15 protein-coding genes are annotated in these 17,290 nt (G+C 32.9%); 8 read left to right on the plus strand and 7 right to left on the minus strand.

Translation table 11 applies throughout. The annotated features are described in order from the left end of the window. The first annotated feature begins 56 nt into the window (after positions 1 to 56). From LKV13_RS00740 to alr, 6 genes are all read left to right on the plus strand, one after another. Entirely contained in the window at positions 57 to 1,193 is a 1,137-nt protein-coding gene (locus LKV13_RS00740; protein ID WP_229088671.1) for an LIC_12708 family protein, read from the plus strand. Between the two features lie 108 nt (positions 1,194 to 1,301). Next, on the plus strand, positions 1,302 to 1,634 hold the full coding sequence (locus LKV13_RS00745) for a hypothetical protein (protein WP_229088673.1): 333 nt from the start codon (positions 1,302 to 1,304) through the stop codon (positions 1,632 to 1,634). 3 nt (positions 1,635 to 1,637) lie between these two features. Beyond that, on the plus strand, positions 1,638 to 2,054 hold the full coding sequence (locus tag LKV13_RS00750; protein WP_229088677.1) for a hypothetical protein: 417 nt from the start codon (positions 1,638 to 1,640) through the stop codon (positions 2,052 to 2,054). Positions 2,055 to 2,273: 219 nt separating this feature from the next. Beyond that, positions 2,274 to 3,002, plus strand: a complete 729-nt coding sequence (locus tag LKV13_RS00755) for a S2/P23 family protein (RefSeq protein WP_229088680.1) — start codon at positions 2,274 to 2,276, stop codon at positions 3,000 to 3,002. 257 nt (positions 3,003 to 3,259) lie between these two features. Beyond that, the gene (locus tag LKV13_RS00760; RefSeq protein WP_229088682.1) at positions 3,260 to 3,928 is read left to right on the plus strand and encodes a BB0158 famile outer surface lipoprotein; all 669 of its coding nucleotides are present in this window, start codon (positions 3,260 to 3,262) and stop codon (positions 3,926 to 3,928) included. 60 nt (positions 3,929 to 3,988) lie between these two features. Then, a complete protein-coding gene (gene alr, locus LKV13_RS00765) occupies positions 3,989 to 5,098 on the plus strand; it encodes an alanine racemase (protein WP_229088684.1) in 1,110 nt (369 codons plus the stop codon). Here the strand turns inward: alr and LKV13_RS00770 are convergent. From LKV13_RS00770 to malQ, 5 genes are all read right to left on the minus strand, one after another. Continuing rightward, a complete protein-coding gene (locus LKV13_RS00770) occupies positions 5,090 to 6,688 on the minus strand; it encodes a hypothetical protein (protein WP_229088686.1) in 1,599 nt (532 codons plus the stop codon). The genes alr and LKV13_RS00770 overlap by 9 nt on opposite strands. A 245-nt stretch (positions 6,689 to 6,933) precedes the next feature. Then, positions 6,934 to 8,691, minus strand: a complete 1,758-nt coding sequence (locus LKV13_RS00775; RefSeq protein WP_229088687.1) for a hypothetical protein — start codon at positions 8,689 to 8,691, stop codon at positions 6,934 to 6,936. A gap of 65 nt (positions 8,692 to 8,756) precedes the next feature. Next, positions 8,757 to 9,734: a calcium/sodium antiporter gene (locus tag LKV13_RS00780; RefSeq protein ID WP_229088690.1), complete on the minus strand. Its 978-nt coding sequence runs from the start codon at positions 9,732 to 9,734 to the stop codon at positions 8,757 to 8,759. A 25-nt stretch (positions 9,735 to 9,759) separates the two neighbouring features. After that, a complete protein-coding gene (locus LKV13_RS00785; protein ID WP_229088694.1) occupies positions 9,760 to 11,607 on the minus strand; it encodes a putative glycoside hydrolase in 1,848 nt (615 codons plus the stop codon). A gap of 79 nt (positions 11,608 to 11,686) precedes the next feature. Continuing rightward, positions 11,687 to 13,174 carry a 4-alpha-glucanotransferase gene (gene malQ, locus LKV13_RS00790; RefSeq protein ID WP_229088696.1) on the minus strand — a complete coding sequence of 496 codons (1,488 nt, stop codon included), beginning with the start codon at positions 13,172 to 13,174 and terminating at the stop codon, positions 11,687 to 11,689. A 163-nt stretch (positions 13,175 to 13,337) separates the two neighbouring features. On the opposite strand from malQ, the gene LKV13_RS00795 reads away from it, so the two are divergent. Further along, positions 13,338 to 14,492 carry an OmpA family protein gene (locus tag LKV13_RS00795; RefSeq protein ID WP_373464027.1) on the plus strand — a complete coding sequence of 385 codons (1,155 nt, stop codon included), beginning with the start codon at positions 13,338 to 13,340 and terminating at the stop codon, positions 14,490 to 14,492. A gap of 9 nt (positions 14,493 to 14,501) precedes the next feature. Here LKV13_RS00795 and LKV13_RS00800 read toward each other — a convergent pair whose 3' ends face one another. Then, positions 14,502 to 14,879, minus strand: a complete 378-nt coding sequence (locus LKV13_RS00800; RefSeq protein WP_229088697.1) for a TraR/DksA family transcriptional regulator — start codon at positions 14,877 to 14,879, stop codon at positions 14,502 to 14,504. A 167-nt stretch (positions 14,880 to 15,046) separates the two neighbouring features. Between LKV13_RS00800 and infA the strand changes: the two genes are divergently transcribed. Then, positions 15,047 to 15,268 carry a translation initiation factor IF-1 gene (infA, locus tag LKV13_RS00805; RefSeq protein WP_229088699.1) on the plus strand — a complete coding sequence of 74 codons (222 nt, stop codon included), beginning with the start codon at positions 15,047 to 15,049 and terminating at the stop codon, positions 15,266 to 15,268. A gap of 25 nt (positions 15,269 to 15,293) precedes the next feature. Here infA and LKV13_RS00810 read toward each other — a convergent pair whose 3' ends face one another. Then, positions 15,294 to 17,282 carry a hypothetical protein gene (locus LKV13_RS00810; RefSeq protein ID WP_229089659.1) on the minus strand — a complete coding sequence of 663 codons (1,989 nt, stop codon included), beginning with the start codon at positions 17,280 to 17,282 and terminating at the stop codon, positions 15,294 to 15,296. Between the last annotated feature and the right edge of the window lie 8 nt (positions 17,283 to 17,290).

A 17,290-nucleotide genomic window follows, 5' to 3' on the forward strand; every position in this document is an offset into this window, starting at 1 on the left:
TATCAATTCTCCCAAATAATTGACTTTTAACCATTTAAAATAATACCATCTAAACAATGAGAAAGTTTCACAAAGCCTGCATACTAACTTTACTCCCTGCAATTATATCATGCAACGCTGAAACTTTAAATGAACTAGGAGAGAAGCAATTTAAAATACCATTTGGGACACTACCTGGAGAAATTGCGCCACTTGAGGATAAATTTAAAAACTCAAGCTTTGATATTAAAACATACAATGGCCTTGTCTACATTGTGGAGACAAAAACAAACAAACTGATGATTTTTAACTCTTATGGAAAATTAATTCAGGCTTACCAAAATGGGGTATTTGACACAAATCATGATCTTAAAATCAAAAACGTAGATTTTAAAAACGTCCAGGCCATATATCCATCAAAGGATTTTATTGTAGTATCAGACATACTAGAGAGTGGAAAATCTAAATTTGACGAGAAGGAAAATATTGCATACTTCACGAAAATACTTATCCTAAATAAAGATCTATCCATAGAGGTGCTGGGTCAGGAGGGTAAAAATGGAACACCGTTTCCACAAGTTTACGATATAAACATTGATGACGGAAATCATATTGCTGTAATAACAATATATAGCGAAGGGTATATTATATATTCTTATGACAACAATTTGTTACCCCTTTATAAGATTTATGTTAACAAACACATGCTACAAATACCTGATGAAGAAACCAGGAAGTATAATATATCAATAGACAAGGTATTCTTTGAAGTAGGAAAGAAAGTCATTTATGTAAAGACAACCTATTACGAAAATATAGGAACCACTGAAAACATTAACGACCTTGGGGTTAGAATTAAAAACCAATATTTCTACACGATAAATCTGGACAAAAATAAAAAATTTGAAATAAAAGACCGAATTACCCTACCTAAAAATTTATTAGACGATCAACAAGAAAGCTTCATCAATATCATCGGAATTCAAAAAGATAGAGTAATAGCGTCAACCAACATAAAAACCCTACTTAATACTTTAATATGGAGTCTTGACAATAAGGGGCAAATTAAAGAACAGATGGTTTTAATTGAACCTCCGAACCTCACGTTTCTTGCCGAAAGTTTGTCTAGGGATGGAATACTCAGCATACTTTATGGTGAGAAAAGCGGAGTAAGTGTTTATTGGTGGAACTTAAACACCCTGCTAAAGCAATGAACCTAGGAACCAATACCTATGAGGAACAAAGTTCGCAAAACAGATGAACAAAGCAAATACAAACGGAGAACAGCGAAACACTTAACCACAGGGGTGATTTTCGTTATAATGCTATTTGTTATCAAAATAGCATTAATTCCCGAACTTGCAAAATCAAAGTTAAAGTATGAACCCAAGATAACAATAGAGTATACAAAGGGAAATAAAAGCTTATCTCTTAAAATCAATATCCAAAGCCAAGATAAGGATCCGGGAAAAGTTAGTCTAGATATATACCTAGACAATAAGCTTATTGAAAATAATGTGATTTACATAGACAAGATCAATTATACTTTATATACTAATGTTGAATACAGAAATGAGACTTTATTAAGTGTAGTTCTGATAAACAAAAGAGGGGATCGGGTCTACTTTAGTGAGCCGTTGAATTTTGGGGGGTGAGCGATGTTGCAGATATATTTTATATCAGTCTTACTTAATGTATTGGGGGGCATAGTGCTGGCATTTCCAATTTTAAGAGAGAGATTTAAGTTTTTCGTTGTATTTGAGGAATTTGTAAATCTAATCAACAATAACAAGAATGTAAGAGGCATTTTCGGTACAGTATTTCTGGTAGCTAGCATCTTTGAAACAATCAAGCCTTATGGTTTGCCTATAATTGGAAATTTACTCCCTGCTGTTAGTTTATTCCTTATAGGATTTATCTTCTTTTTAAGTCAAAAGATTCCGGCAAACATCCAAAATAACAAAGAATATGGAAGATTTAAATCTTTACTTGAAAGCAATAAAAAATTAGTGGGAATCTTTTCAATAATTATTGGAATAATTCATTTTTTTGCAGCCGAAGTGCCTTTGCTGTAATTCATATCGATATAACATCTACAATTTTAATTAAATTTCTACAATAATTAGTTAGAAATTTGTGCAATCGTGTTATCATCTTTAACATTATTGTATAAGTCTAAAGTAGTAATACTTCTTATACAAGAAGGAGAATATGACAACTCAATTTATGCATTTAGTCCTAAATACATTTAACGCTATTGCCTAGATGAATAGTCATAAAAGGAGAAAAATATTATGCCAAACAAAACAAATGTTCAATTTCTCGTTTTTCCTATGTTAACTTTATTAGCAATTGGGTGTTCCTTTTTCAGAGGGCCCCAAGAGGTTGACTTTAATGGAAAAGAAATTGGAATACAAACGGGTAATCAAAAAGTAGAATTCATAGATGGAGAAAAGTATGTAGAAAAATTACCCGTAATAAATCAAAGTGCAACTGTAGCCTGGAAAAAAACAAAAGCAATGCCAATTTTTGATAAAAAGGGACAAGAAATTCCTGCTCTTAAAGGAAAAGTGGGATATGCCTATGTAGTCTCTCCTATTAAGATGAATGAAGAAATAAGCGACAACGTCTCATTTTTTATTCTTATTGAAACCACTGCGAAGGGAGACACAGAATATACGGTTGACGATTTAAGACTAATAACGTCTGGCAGTAACTTAAAAATTAAAGATTCCATCTTATTCCCACCTGAGACATCAGGGGAAGAAGGCTACGTGACCTCTTTCCCTTTTGGACAACCAATAACTAATGAAGTCAAATTAGCGTTCGATAATACATATATAGACAATAAATGGACTTACATGATCGCCAAACTAACTTTGAAAAACAAAAAAACTCAAAGATTAGAAACTTATGAAATATCCCTTAATTCACAATTTGTGAATGATCTTCTAAAAGAGGTTGTCCGATTACATCCAGATATAAAAGAAAAAAATCATGATTTATTTGAAGACTTAAAATAATGTGCCCCGCACATTATTTTTTGGTTCTAAAATTAGTATCGATAGATAGACTTTAACCATCAGACTATAATTTTCTTAATTGAAGAGTAAGTTTAACACGACTCCAAACACTCTAAGCCTTTAAATAAAAGCTAAAACCACTTACTGCGGCAACTTAATCATAGGTTTACGGCATTTATTAAAATTTCTTTGTATGATATAATCAGGTTGGTTGTAACCTGAGGGCAATAAATTACTTACGAGGGGAATAGCGCTAGATGCCAAGGAGATCAATATTATTTCTTTTTTTTGTAGGATCGAGTCGTCTTTTATTCGCAACGGCCGAGGCGGACCTATTTCAGGGTAATAGATACATTGTAAGGGAAAATGTAAAGGTTAAAGTTAGAACTTTGCAGCAAAGCATCTTTTTTATAACGGCTGAAGTCGCGATTAGTACACCCTACATGGAATTAAAAAGCCCTGAAGGACAAAAAATAGAGGAACTTGAGGGGATAACTTATTCATTCGTCAACGCTTTTGTGATAATTGGTTCAGCGGCAACTATCTCATTTGATTTATCAAATGAGGCTTCTGAAAAACACGAAATAACTCAACTAGAGTTCTTAACTCCCGACGATGGAAATTTTATATATTACTTAAACGACATGGCAACTGGAAAACAGAATTCAGAAAAAGAAGGCTGTAAAGATGCGTACTCTTTTGGAGTGCTGAGAACTCCCACGCTGGCAAAAACTGTTGCTGGATACTACAAGAATCCAGATTGGTACTACATTATTGCAAGAATAACAGTAAGGAATAAGAAAGAGGATTCAGAGAGGAAGTACAAGATAAGGATTAATCCCAAAGTGTATAACGAATTTCAAAAAGAATTAAGGAAAGTTTATGAAAATCAAGATTTCAGCCATTTTCCAATACCAGTAGAATAAACAGACTTAAAGAATAAAGAATTCATTTCAAATCACATTATATAATGTTAACAGTATATAATGTTAGAAGTGGGCAATCGTAAACAGATCATCATAAACTTTAAAAGTTTGGAGCATAATTTAATATCAATCAAGAATCACATTCAAGGGAGAGAGTTGGTGGCTACTTTGAAGGCCGACGCTTACGGACACGGACTAGCTAAAACATTCAGTTTTTTAAAAGAAAAAGGAGTAAATTATTTTGGTCTTTTTTGGATAGATGAAGCCATAAGGATTAAAAAAATTGACAAAAACGCAAAAACATTGCTCTATATTAACACAGATAGAAGTGGAATAAAAAATCTGGTTAGGTTTAGTATTACACCCTTCATAGCTGATTCCCACTACTTATATTTAATAGAACGGGAATGCTTGAGGCAAAATAAAAAAATAAAGGCTCACTTAAAAATTGACGTTGGAATGAACAGATATGGCATTAAGATAGAAAATGCTTTAAACCTAGCTAATCAAATTCAAAATTCAAAGTTAATAGAATTAGAAGGGGTTTGCACTCACCTGCCTACAACAGAGGATACAAAAATTACAAACGCACAAACAGAAAAATTTATGTGTTTCATAGAAGAACTCAAGGAAAACAACATAAATCCCAAATTTATCCATGTATCCAACTCAGAGCATACAGAAAATTACAACATAAATGAAAAATTTAACATGGTAAGACCTGGACTTATTCTGTATGGATACCACTCAAATCTTAATAGATCAAAAAACAATTTATGTCTCAAACCTGTATTAAGTTTATATTCGAAAATTATATTTCTTAAAAGCATAAGTCAAGGAGAGGCAGTATCATACTCTGGATTATTTATAGCAAAAGAAGACATACAAATCGGACTTGTACCTGTTGGGTACTTTGATGGTATTCCACAAAATACATCTAACAATTTTTACTATCTAGTAAGAGGTAGAAAATGCCCAATCAGAGGGAAATTATGCATGAACATAACAATAATCGAGATACCTAAAGATTTAAAAATCAGCATAGGAGAGAGAGTAGAAATAATCTCTGAAAATTTGACCCTGGATGAACTTAGTAAAGAATCTGGGGTAAGCAAATATGAAATGCTATGCTCGATTGGTAAACACACCAATAAAAAGTATCTATATTAGATTTCCCGAAGAATCAAATTTCTGAAAATCAACTAGATTCCCCTTACTATCATAAATCCATTTAAAAACCGAAATACCTCCAATGTCATCCCTCAGCCTTAAATCTGGACCGTGGTTTGTTTTCCTAGCGATCTTCCCAAACTTATTGTATTCATATTTGTACATACTAACACCATAAGCATCATCTTGTAATTGCCCCAGATTTCCAAAATTTTTCTGACTAACAAGCCTATTTTGTTTATCGTACTCATAAGCGTATTCAAAAACAAAAGCAAGATCTGCAACCAAAGCCCCACTCTTGGAGTAATTACTCTTTAAAGTCATATTGCCATTAACATCATAGGCAAATTTATATCTAAAAACACCTTCAATGTTTTCTATAGGATTATCAAAATCTCCATAATGCTCTTGGGTTGCAAGAAGCCCATCCTCATCATAAGAATATTTATAAATCATGACACCATTTAAATCACTTATTAGATTAAAACCTTTATCAAAAAAAAGACTTTCAATCAAATAAAAATTACTATCATACTTGTAGCTATAAACCGCAACACCTTTAAAATTGTTCGTTATCTCATACTTTTCCTCATAATTGGCAGGAACATCGCTTTTATAATTCTTATTTATTTTATTGCTATAGTTTATTACTCTTTTTTCACTATTTTGTACATAAAAAATGGTCTTCTTCATAGCATAGCCATTTTGCCCAACAATTAACTTGTTATCAGGGTCATAGTTATACTCTTTATGGAAATAATCCTTTTCTTTTAGATTATACTCATACCTATATACTGCTACATTATTCTCATCGGGAGTCAGATTATGCCTAGGGTCATAATTTAAAATCTCAATAACCCTACCCTCAACATCATAACGGTATGTTTTTATCGCAACGGAGAAAGGATTTGCATACAAGCAAGATACCTGATCTAAATACTCTTCCTTTATAACATTATATTCACTATCATAAGTTAATCTAAACCCATATATTCCATTTTTAGCCTTCATATTATAATTATTATCGTCATAGTACAAAACTGTCTTCGTGCGAGCAGAATCATCATAAGCAACCCTAGTATAATACACATCGTTTAGATCCTTAATTTGAAGTCCAGCCTCGCTAAACCTATAAACGTCGAAGTTATTATTATCACGATAAACAAAATAATAGTAAAAAATTCCATACTTATCCCTTATGATCTCATTAGATTTATTATAATTAAAAATATTTTTAATTCTGTCCCCTGACAGGTACTCTATTTGCTCAATATAAACATCCTTTGAGTTCTTGGCAGCAAAACCCCCATTTAAAAACAAACGCCTTTCTGTATTCTTAAAATACTCTATCTTGATCTGATTTGCACAAAAAAAAGAGGGTATTAAAATGTTGAGCTTACCAATATAATCAACAAAAACAAGCTTACCTTCACCATTATAAATAAATTTATATCCACATTCTTCCTCTGCTTCTTCCTTGCTTATTCTATATTTTCCCTTTATTTTATAATTGATATCATAATCGACATATCTATAATAGACCTCCCTTGAAAAAAGACTGTAAGATATAAAAACCATTACAAAAAACATAACCATTCCTTGATCAATCAAAATTATTTTGATAAATTTATTATACAGTAAATTAACACAATGGGAGGAGTTCAAAATGGCAAAACTTTCCAAGAACGCTCAAAGGGGCGGCTCTAAGGAGTTATTGAGTAGGTGGGGGGGTAAGATTAGCATGAAATCTAGGTTTGAAAACGGCAAAGTAAGACACTACGCTGAATGCCAGGTCTCAAAGAACACAGCAAGAAGGCCTAGGGATCTATTCTAAATTACTTTCTGCCAAGTCTATCCCCAAACTTGGACCAAGCCTCGTCCTGCTCCGTTTTGCTGTAGTTCTTCAGCTCTTCTTCCTTGGGAGGCAGGCTCCCCTTACCCTTCCTGACATAGGAGTTTTTAGCCTGCTCCTTTTTTTCCTCTCTTTGTTTAAGTCTTCTGTCCAATTGTCTCTGGGCACGCTCGCTTGGATCAAAGAGACCCGCTGAACTGCTCTTCATCCCGACCCTGATATCTAACCTGGACAGAGCCTCTTTGTAACTCTGATGCCTACCTGTCAAAAACAGAAAAACCTTTTTTAAAAATCCCAAATCTTTGTAGGCAGATTTTAAAATACCAGACAAGTCAACCTTATATATCCTATAAAGTGGAAAAAACTCATTACTATTCCTAAAATATTTAGCCGCCTCCGTTTTGATTATATCCTTAATATGAGCCTGGATATTTTGAGTTTTAGACACCCTCCTGTAATGGGAGACAATAAAATCAAGAAACGCAACCTTATTCTTGAAGCAATAATCGTTAATATCATAATTAAAAATGAATTCTCTTAAAGTCTTATTCAGCCCTTCTTCCGTAAAAATAGAAGAAGAATCTCCGCCACTTTTAAGAATCTTAAACAATCCATTTCTTAATTCATATTTAACATCAATCAAAATCCGATCAAACTCTTTTAAAAACATGGAATAAGCACATGGCTTATATAAATACAGACCAGGCTTAATACTAAACACCCTAGGCAAAACGTCCTTAATCTTGGACTCAAAAAAATATTCATTAGCAACCTTTAAAAAGTACTCAGGATCCGACAATTCCCCAGAATGCTCCTTAAGAATCTTTTGAAATTCTTCTATGTTGATAAACCCAGGTCTAAACTCCATTGTTTTCTCAATTGATTTTAAAGTCTCATCTATCCTAATATTTTCCACAGCCTTAAGCTCTTCTAAATTCTTCTCATTAGAAATATAGGTGCTCAATATTTCTAAAAAAGTAAAGTAATTTTTAGAAATATTAATTCCCTTCTTATTTAAGATCTCATCCTTATTTTCCAAAATCCCCAAAAGGAGATTATGAACAACCCCTACACCACTTATACCATCCTCTAAAATTCGATCATACTCGCTAAGTTTTAAATTTTTAGTCTTAACAAAAATATCTTTAACAATGCTATTGGAAGCAATGTTAAATAGCATCTTCTTAATAAATTCGATAAAATACAAAGCTTTTCCCGATGGAATTATCAAAGAGTTTAAAACAAACACCTTTTTTAGCGACGCATTCTCCTGAAAGTATTTAAAATTGATATCTGAATCGGACATAGTGACAAACTTTTTCTCAAAAGCCAATAAATCCGCATCTATATTCCTAACCGTAAGCAAGGTGCTAAAAAGCTCTATTCCTACATAATGCTTTAAAAACAAATCCTCAATAGCATAATAATAAAAATCATAACTCCCCTCATCCGTTATAATCATCCGAAAGGGCACAAACTCCCCATCCGGAGTTACCCTGTTGACAATAATTCCCCTTCTGACCTCATAAAGCTTGCGGAATAAGAAATCAAGCTCCCCTTTAAGGCTACGAATCTTAACAGAATAATCCTCCACAAACCCAAAATAATCTATCTCATCTTGCTTATGCTCCACAATAACCCTTAAAATCATCTTCTGGGCATCTGAAGAAACTCCTATCTGAGATATCAGTATATCCAGATCCTTATCGCTCATGTAGAAAATCTCGGGTAACTTTTTCATCCTATACTCTTAACCTCCCCACACGGAGAACAATGATAGCACATAACAACCGCATTAACAAAATACTAAACAGCCACAAACAAAAACGTATTATACAGGGCATATAGCAACAAAAAAAGAACAGAAGGCCCCCTGCTAAAAGCCCCCTTAAACTTAACTATTAACAATAAAACTAAAGCCACAGCAACCATTATACCAAAGTCAACAAAATAAATATCACTCATCAATACCGGTCTTACAAAACTACTACTAGCCAATATTAACCCAATGTTAAAGATATTACTCCCAATAATATTTCCAATAGCAATCTCCGATTCTTTCCTAGCCACAGAAAATAGAGAAACAACAATTTCCGGTATGCTGGTTCCGAAAGCCACAAGAATAATCCCAATAACCTTTTCACTAACGTTAAAAATATTGTGTGCAATATAAACTGAACTATCTACCAATAATTTTGAACCTAAATACAAAAAATAAATACTTAAAGTCAATACAAATGTATTTAAAAACAAAAATTTGATACCATAGTCACAATTAACTTCTTCTGCGTCTTTTGAAACAAAATTGTACTTCTTCTCTTCTCTGTAGAACAAAAACAGATAAAATAAAAATAAAATAAAAATTACTAATGAACTAGTCCTGTGATACGGCATTTTAAAAAATGCCAAAGAATTTAAATCAAAAGAAAACAACAAGAGAAGAAACATTAACAAAAATAGAACCGTAAAAGAAAGCCTGAGTCTCTTAAATTCCGTTTCAATACTCAAAAAAACCCCCGTTAAGGGTAATGCAAGCAACATATTAATAATATTACTTCCAATGATATTGGAAACAATAATTTCATTTTTACCCTTAAAGGATGCTATTAAACTCGTAAAAAGCTCTGGTGCACTAGTTGAGAATGACACTACAGTAACACCAATCAAAAGACTAGGAACTTTAAAATAAGTGGCAACGCTTACAGAACTTTTTAAAAGATAATCCCCACCAAGATACAATAAGAATATGCCAAAAGCTACATAAAAAAAATGAAAGTATTCCAAAACAATCTCCCCTTAAATTAAATATTTAATTGCGTAAAAACTCACTCAAATCATTCTTAACCATGTAATAAATATTGGATGAATTCCAAAGACTAAACCCATTACCTAAAGATTCTTTAATTCCTCTTAACTGATGAGAAAAATATCCCAAGTACGTTTCCCTACTTACACTTCGTTCTTGACCAAGCAAAAAAGCTTGTACATATGGTCTGATTATAACCCTATTGAAAGAAAACACAGCGGCTCTATTACTCCCCTCCTTATAAATCTTATAAGCACGGGTCGTGTAATACAATTCATTGTTTAGGAAATCATTGGTATAATGGGAAGGGTAAAACATAGGGGACACAACATCAACGTAATCTGAGATCATAGGAATGTTTTGTCCAATGCTATTTGTAATAAACCACCCATTGTTGCCATAAATGTCAACAGAGATGGGGGTGGAAATATTTTTTCTAGCTATGATTAAAAAAGACTCAAGAGCGTCAATTGCCCTCATGTTATACTTACTAAACCTCGAAGATATAAGAGAAATGGGTCCATCTGTTGGGAATCTAATATAATCAAACTGAATTTCATCAACTCCAAGAGACTGAATTTCCTTTGCAATAGACACATTGTAATCCCATATATCTTGTAAAAATAGATCCACCCAGTGTTCTTTTTGAATATATTTAAAGGAGTCACCATCGTTAACCCTCACCATATTTGCCCATGGTAAATTAGTTGACCTATTCCAAAGAGCATACTTAAAATTATTGTAAGAATAAAGTTTTTTATCTTTAAACACAACAATTCGAGCAATGACATATATACCAAGCTTCCTCGCCCTCTTTAAAATATAGGGTACATCAATTAAGGCCTTAACAGCCCTTATCTTATTTGGCAGCGCCAACTTGCTCGGATAAGTTAAAATGCCGCTATCATCCTTAAAATCAATTATAACAGCATTCATTCCTAATCTTTTTATAAATTCAAACCTATTATCAATAGCAGATTTATTCCTAAGGGTATATGCCGTTAAATAAATAGAACCCTTATTGGAAGCAAGATTTATCCTCTTTGTTTTTTCAAAAAAATCTTCTCCATGAACAGAAAATTGATCCTTAAAGACCCATTTACCGTCAACATAAGAATAAAAATGATTGTCATAAGTTCTAACCAACAATTTTTCTATCCTAGAGTTAGACAGATCAATAATCCGGACTATCTGTTTCCTGAAAGGAAAATCTAGGCTTTTAACAACCCCTAAAACAACATCGATTAAAATGATATCCCCATAAATTCCATAAGAACAATACAATCTCCCCTCATTATTCCTTGAAAACTCTATGGCGCTAATAATATCATAATAGCCAGCGCTTAAATAGGCTTTAGAAATCAAGGAATTTAAGTTTTTAAAACCCAGATTGCCATCCATATTCAAATAGATTCCGCTATTAGAAGTTCCAATAGCAATGTGCTTATTTTCTCCCCAAGATAATGCACTAGATGTAATATAAGAACTTTCATTAAAGCTATCTCTCCCAAATAACTTTATAAAGCTTTTAAAATAATCATGAGAAAAATAAACAGAATCACTCGTTGTCAAAAGAGCATTCGATGAATAAAAATCCTCATAAACTGAAGTTATCCTTTTAGGAACGGGTTTTGCAAAAGGATATATCCACCTGGTTTCCAAACCCTCTGGATTAACCTTAAATATTGCATTATTATGCCTCCTGTACAAAGCCCCTTTGTGAACAAAAAATAAATCATTACTGTTAAAATATCCAGTATCATCTAACGGATAAAGATGAGAGCATAGAAAAAAATAAAATACAAAAAGAAAAATCAGATAAGCAAATATTCTGCACAAATCAGACTTCATACAAACAACATCCAACCTTTTTTAAAATAAATATCAATTAAAAACAAACACTATTTTAACAAATTATTGAAGTTGTATATTAAATTCTCCCATAAAGTTTTGTAATATCACTTATCTTTTTACTCAAAGCATCAGTCAAATCACTATCAAGCATTTTAAAAGTCCAATTGTTAAAAATTGTACCCGGTGTATTCATCCTAAAATCAGCTCCCAAACAAAGATAATCTTGAATTGGGACTATTACACTATCTGCAACACTAGCCATCGCTCCTCTTATCATACCCCATACAACAGAATCTTCATCGGTATTAAAATAATCAAAAATATACATTTTAAGCTTATCATCAAGAGAATCAATAAAACCTCGGGTGGTATTATTATCATGAGTCCCCGTATAGACAATACAATTCCTTACGTAATTATGAGGGAGGTACGGGTTTTTAGCATCAAAATCAAACGCAAATTGCATAACTTTCATACCTGGAAAATTAAAATAGTCTCTTAACTTAAACGTATCTTCAAGATCCTCCCCAAGATCCTCCACCCAAATTTTCAAATTATCAATTTTACCTAAAAGATGTTTCAAAAAATCTTTACCAGGACATTTAACCCAATGCCCCTTAATGGCTGTAGTCTCGCCTGCATCTACCTCCCAAGTTGATACGAATCCTCTAAAATGATCGATTCTAACAATATCTACATATTTCTGCAAAAAACCGATTCGATTAATCCACCACTCATAATTATCCTTCCTTAAAGCTTTCCAGTTGTAGGCTGAACTCCCCCAAAGCTGCCCTTCTCTAGAAAAATAATCAGGCGGCACACCTGTCACCTTATCCTTACTTGCATCAAACTTTAATTTAAAATATTTCTGATGCGCCCAAACATCAGCAGAATCGTAGGAAACAAAAATAGGCATATCTCCTATTATGCTAATCCCAGCAGCATTAGCGTAGCTCTTTAAAGCCTTAAACTGCGAGAAAAAGAAATACTGCAAAACTTGCTGTATCTTAATATCGATGTCAAAAGCTTCTCTAAGCTTACTTAAGGCTTTGCTATCTCTTTTAAGAATCTCTCTACTAAACAAAACATTAAAAGCTTCTGAAGATCCTGAATTGGAATAGTAATCCTTAAAAGCAACAAAGCTTGAAAAGTCCAAAAGCCAATAAGAAGCAGCTTTTGTAAATTTTTCAAACTTTTTCATCTCACCTTCAGTCGCTCTGTGCAAAAAATTCAAAGCAGCTTTTTTTAAAACATCTTCTTTAACTCTTCTGATCCTATTGTAATCAACACACCTACTTTCCAGACATTCAATAGTAGATAGGTCTATATCAATAAATCTAGCAATAGCCTCTAGATCAATATAATTAATGTTACCAGCAAAGGCAGAGCAGCTAGAATAAGGAGAACCCACAAAATCCGTGGGCGCATAAGGCAAGATTTGCCAATAAGTTTGCGATGAAGCAGCTAGAAAATCTACAAATCTGTACGCCCCCTTTCCCAAATCTCCAATACCGTACCTAGAAGGCAAAGAACTAATACTTAGCAAAATTCCACTTTTTCTCATAAATTTATACCTCAAAAAAATACCCGATTTAATTAAAAATTTAAAATAAAAATCTCATACAATAATTATAATCAAAAAGTGATAACATTAAAGCTTTATTAAAAAGATTTAAGAAAATATTTCCAATAAATAATATCTTCTTAATTGTGATATAATTTCTCAGGTGGATCTTAAAATTATTGTCTTATCATTGTTGGCGACACGTCTATTGTTTGCTGAGACCTTGGAATTTAAGTATAGTAAGGGGTCCAAATTTAGGATAGAAACCACAGACAATCAGACAATTTATCTAAATGGGGTTCTTAATGCAAAAACTAAAACAAATATTCAAGTCTCAAGTGAGGTGAAAGATATAAAGGGAGACTTTGCTGATATTAGATCCTTTTTTAGAATACTAAAGAGAGACGACGAACGTGATGTCTTTTTACTTAAAGAAGAGTTTGAAGGCAATTTCAGCATAAATGGACAGGGTGAGTATAGGATAAATCACAACCAAAAGAGACCTTCTGTTAGAGGTATCCCAAGATTCCCAAAAAGACCCGTAAGCGTAAATGAAGGCTGGACATACCCGGCAGAGGAGTACATTCAAGCATCTACTATCTCAAAAGATATAAAGGATTTCATTGTAAAGTTCGATGTAAATTATGTGTACAAGGGCAAAGAGAAAATAAGAGGAAGAAGTTACGACATAATTCATTCAAATTATGAATCTAATTATAATGTAAAAGACATTTCATTTTCTCAAAAAGTTAACCAGATAATCTACTTTGATTCAACAGCAGGAAATACTTACAGGTACAATGATACGTATGTGTTTGATATGAAAAACGGTAAAGATAATATTAAGATGGTCGGCAATTCGTCTGGAGAAACAATCTCTGTTGAACTGAAAAACGACAACCTAGTAGAAAATGAAGTGAAAGAATACATTAGGAAGAAACAGATAGCCTCCGTTGACATAAAGAAAAATGAAAAGGGAATCAATTTAAGCCTAGATATCGAATTTCACCCTGACTCTTTTCAAGTAATGAAAAAAGAATACACGAAACTAAATCACATAGCCAAGCTACTGGAAAAGTTCAAAGACAACAATATTCTAATAGAAGGACATACAGCAAAATTTGGAACAGAGCAGGAAATGCAAGAATTATCTGAGAAAAGAGCTCATTCAATTGGAAACTACCTACTAAAGATGAAAGTAAAAAACAAAAATCAAATATTTTTCAAAGGATGGGGGGCTAAAAAACCTAAGTATGAGAGCTCATCTCCCTTGGCATCAAAAAATCGAAGAGTAGAGATTACAATCCTGAACAACTGAATACGAATCTTATCTTCTCCTCTTTTTCTCTTTTCTAGTCTGACAACTTATACACAAAAACGCATAAGGAATAGCCTCAAGTCTCTCTTTTGCAATATCCTTATCACAAGCCAAACATCTTCCATAAGTATTCTGAGAAATACGATAAAGTGCCTGGTTTATTAAATGAAGGTTCTTTTTCTCAACAGAACTTAAAGCCTCAAGATTATTTCCATCCATATTGTCAAACGCAATATCAACCAAATCTTTAAGATGAAGATCGTTGCTAATAATTTCTCTCTTAGTATCCTCAACAGATTTTATAGAATTCAATATTTCTTTTTTTGCTTCCAAGAGAAGATTTTTCATCTTCAAAACAAACTCATGCTCAAAATCACTTTCCTGCATGATCTACCCCCCTATAATAAATTACAATTTTTAAAAAACTTCGTGTAATTATATAAACAATCCCATACAATGTAAACTAGTACATTAATTTTCATTAAAAAAATAATTGCAACAATACTATTAATTGTGTACAATTTATCATACAGCGTGAGCAACAAGGAGGCATTTTGGATATTAAAGAGGAAGCCATTGAAACTGAAGGTATTGTTAAGGAATCTCTTCCTAATACGATGTTTAGGGTGGAGCTTAAGAACGGGCATCTGGTCTTGGCTCATTTATCCGGAAAGATGAGGAAGCACTTTATTAAAATAGTTCCTGGTGATAAGGTGAAGGTTGCTCTTTCGCCTTATGACCTTACCAAGGGCAGAATAATATACAGAGAAAAATAACTTAAGGAGATCCCTACTTAGGCTTCTAAATTAAGTTTTCTTTAACAGATGAGACAAAGTTTTTGTAAATCCAACCCTGAAGTCCGTGGCTTGTCTGGATTAGCACAAAGTCATCTTTTCTATCAAGCAGGTAAACACTTACGTTGCCCCTTATAAACTTCCAGCTCCTTGAAAAGTTGTCAGGGACCTTATAAAGGGAGACCAAATCGCCTTTAATGATCCCAATTTCAGCCTGTTGCTCTACATAGAAATAATACGTTTGAAATAGAGCAAAGCAAATAACAGAGCAAAGTAAAAATAAGACTATCTTTTTTAAATTCCTTGCATAAAATCTACAAGAAAGCACTACTACTACAATGTTTATTAAAATCAAACTAACAATGAAAAAAATATTAGAAAATACAAAACTATTATTCCTAATATTCTCACTAACCCCACTCCTAGCTTCAATCAAATCAACAACTTTATAAAAAGCCCCATCACTTGGTGAAGTGAAAAATGCCTTATAAGCTGAATAAATAGCATCAAAATCTTTTTCCATTTTACTCAAAATAAGTGCTCTATTCAACCAAAGACCCGAGTAACTTGGATTTTTCTTTATAATACTATCTACCTTATTAAGAGAATCTTTATAATTTTTTGATTTGTAGCTTTCAATTAGATCATTTATACTTTCTTCCGAAAAAGAATCATCACCCATAGCATTGAGACTAACGCTAATGGTTAACACTAAAAGTGCTAATCCAAACCCTGAAGCAAGAAAAAACCTTTTATATCTAATAAAAATAACTAAAGAGAATAAAAACCCTGGTATTAAAATCAAGTAATAAATAGGCACAAAGAATAAAAAAGTTTTATTCTTATAACTTAAAATATCGTGATACGAAAGCAAACTAAAATCGGAAAATAAATCCCTAACGGAATCATCACTACTTTTAAGTTCCCCCAAATATTCATACTTTAGTCGCTTGCCCTCAAGCCTATAAACCTTTCCCTCTTCAGGCTCTAGGTAGGCAAAATCACCAATACTTAAAAACAAATTACCCCTATTATCCGGCCTAATGGTATAAATCCTGGATACACTACCCTTATATCCATCTTTGGAAGGTTCGAAATTATAATTCTCTTTTCTATAAATGACTTTTGAATTATAAGTCTCAATTTCTGGAAAACGAACATGCGGAAGATTCCCTTGCCCTGTTATCTTTACCAATACAGTAAAGGTGTCCTTATCAATTGAATTTGCATTCGGAAACTCATATTCAATCTTAAAATTGCCAACAGCTAAGGACCTAACCTCATCAGGAATAGGCTTGACTTTTAAAAAAATTTCAGGAGCCATGCGAACAACATTCTCATCTGCATGGAAAGAAATACTAGGGATAACAACATCTTTCGACCCCTTAAGAGGTGTCAAAATAAAATTGTAAAGAGGAACGTCTAAAATTTCTTTACCATTGAAGGTCTTATATCTGGTGTTTCCAAATATGGGAGTCCTATCAATCATAGCATCCTTAACGGCGCTCAAAGCACCGGTAACAAAATTTAGGTTACTGCTTGCAAGCCAATTTGAACGCAAAACAAGTCCAACACTCTGATACTCATAAATTTCTTTCTCTACAAAATCCCAATACAGTTCAACCGGCAACCCAACAGACCGCATCTCATCCTCCCTTAAGACACTAACCTCAAATTCTGAGCTCAAATAAATTTCATCACGATAAATCAACTTTAATGAAGGAATCTTAAAAAAACCCAGCTTTTCAGGCAAATATTCAATCCTTACCTCAGTGAAAAAACTATTCCCATCTGGGACTCTCGATACAGATACAAGCCTAGTCTCACCCTCAATATCCCTACTCGCTTCCAACTTCAGTAAACTTTCATCAAATCCATGAAACAAATCCAACCTAATAACGTGAACAACCTTATCCCCCTTAAGTACCCTAGTTGATAATAAATAATCGTTACCAGACAAGGCCAGGACTTGAAAATTTACAAAAAAGAGAACCAATAATGTTA

Source organism: Candidatus Borrelia undatumii (genome assembly GCF_020882015.2).
Lineage (GTDB): Bacteria > Spirochaetota > Spirochaetia > Borreliales > Borreliaceae > Borrelia.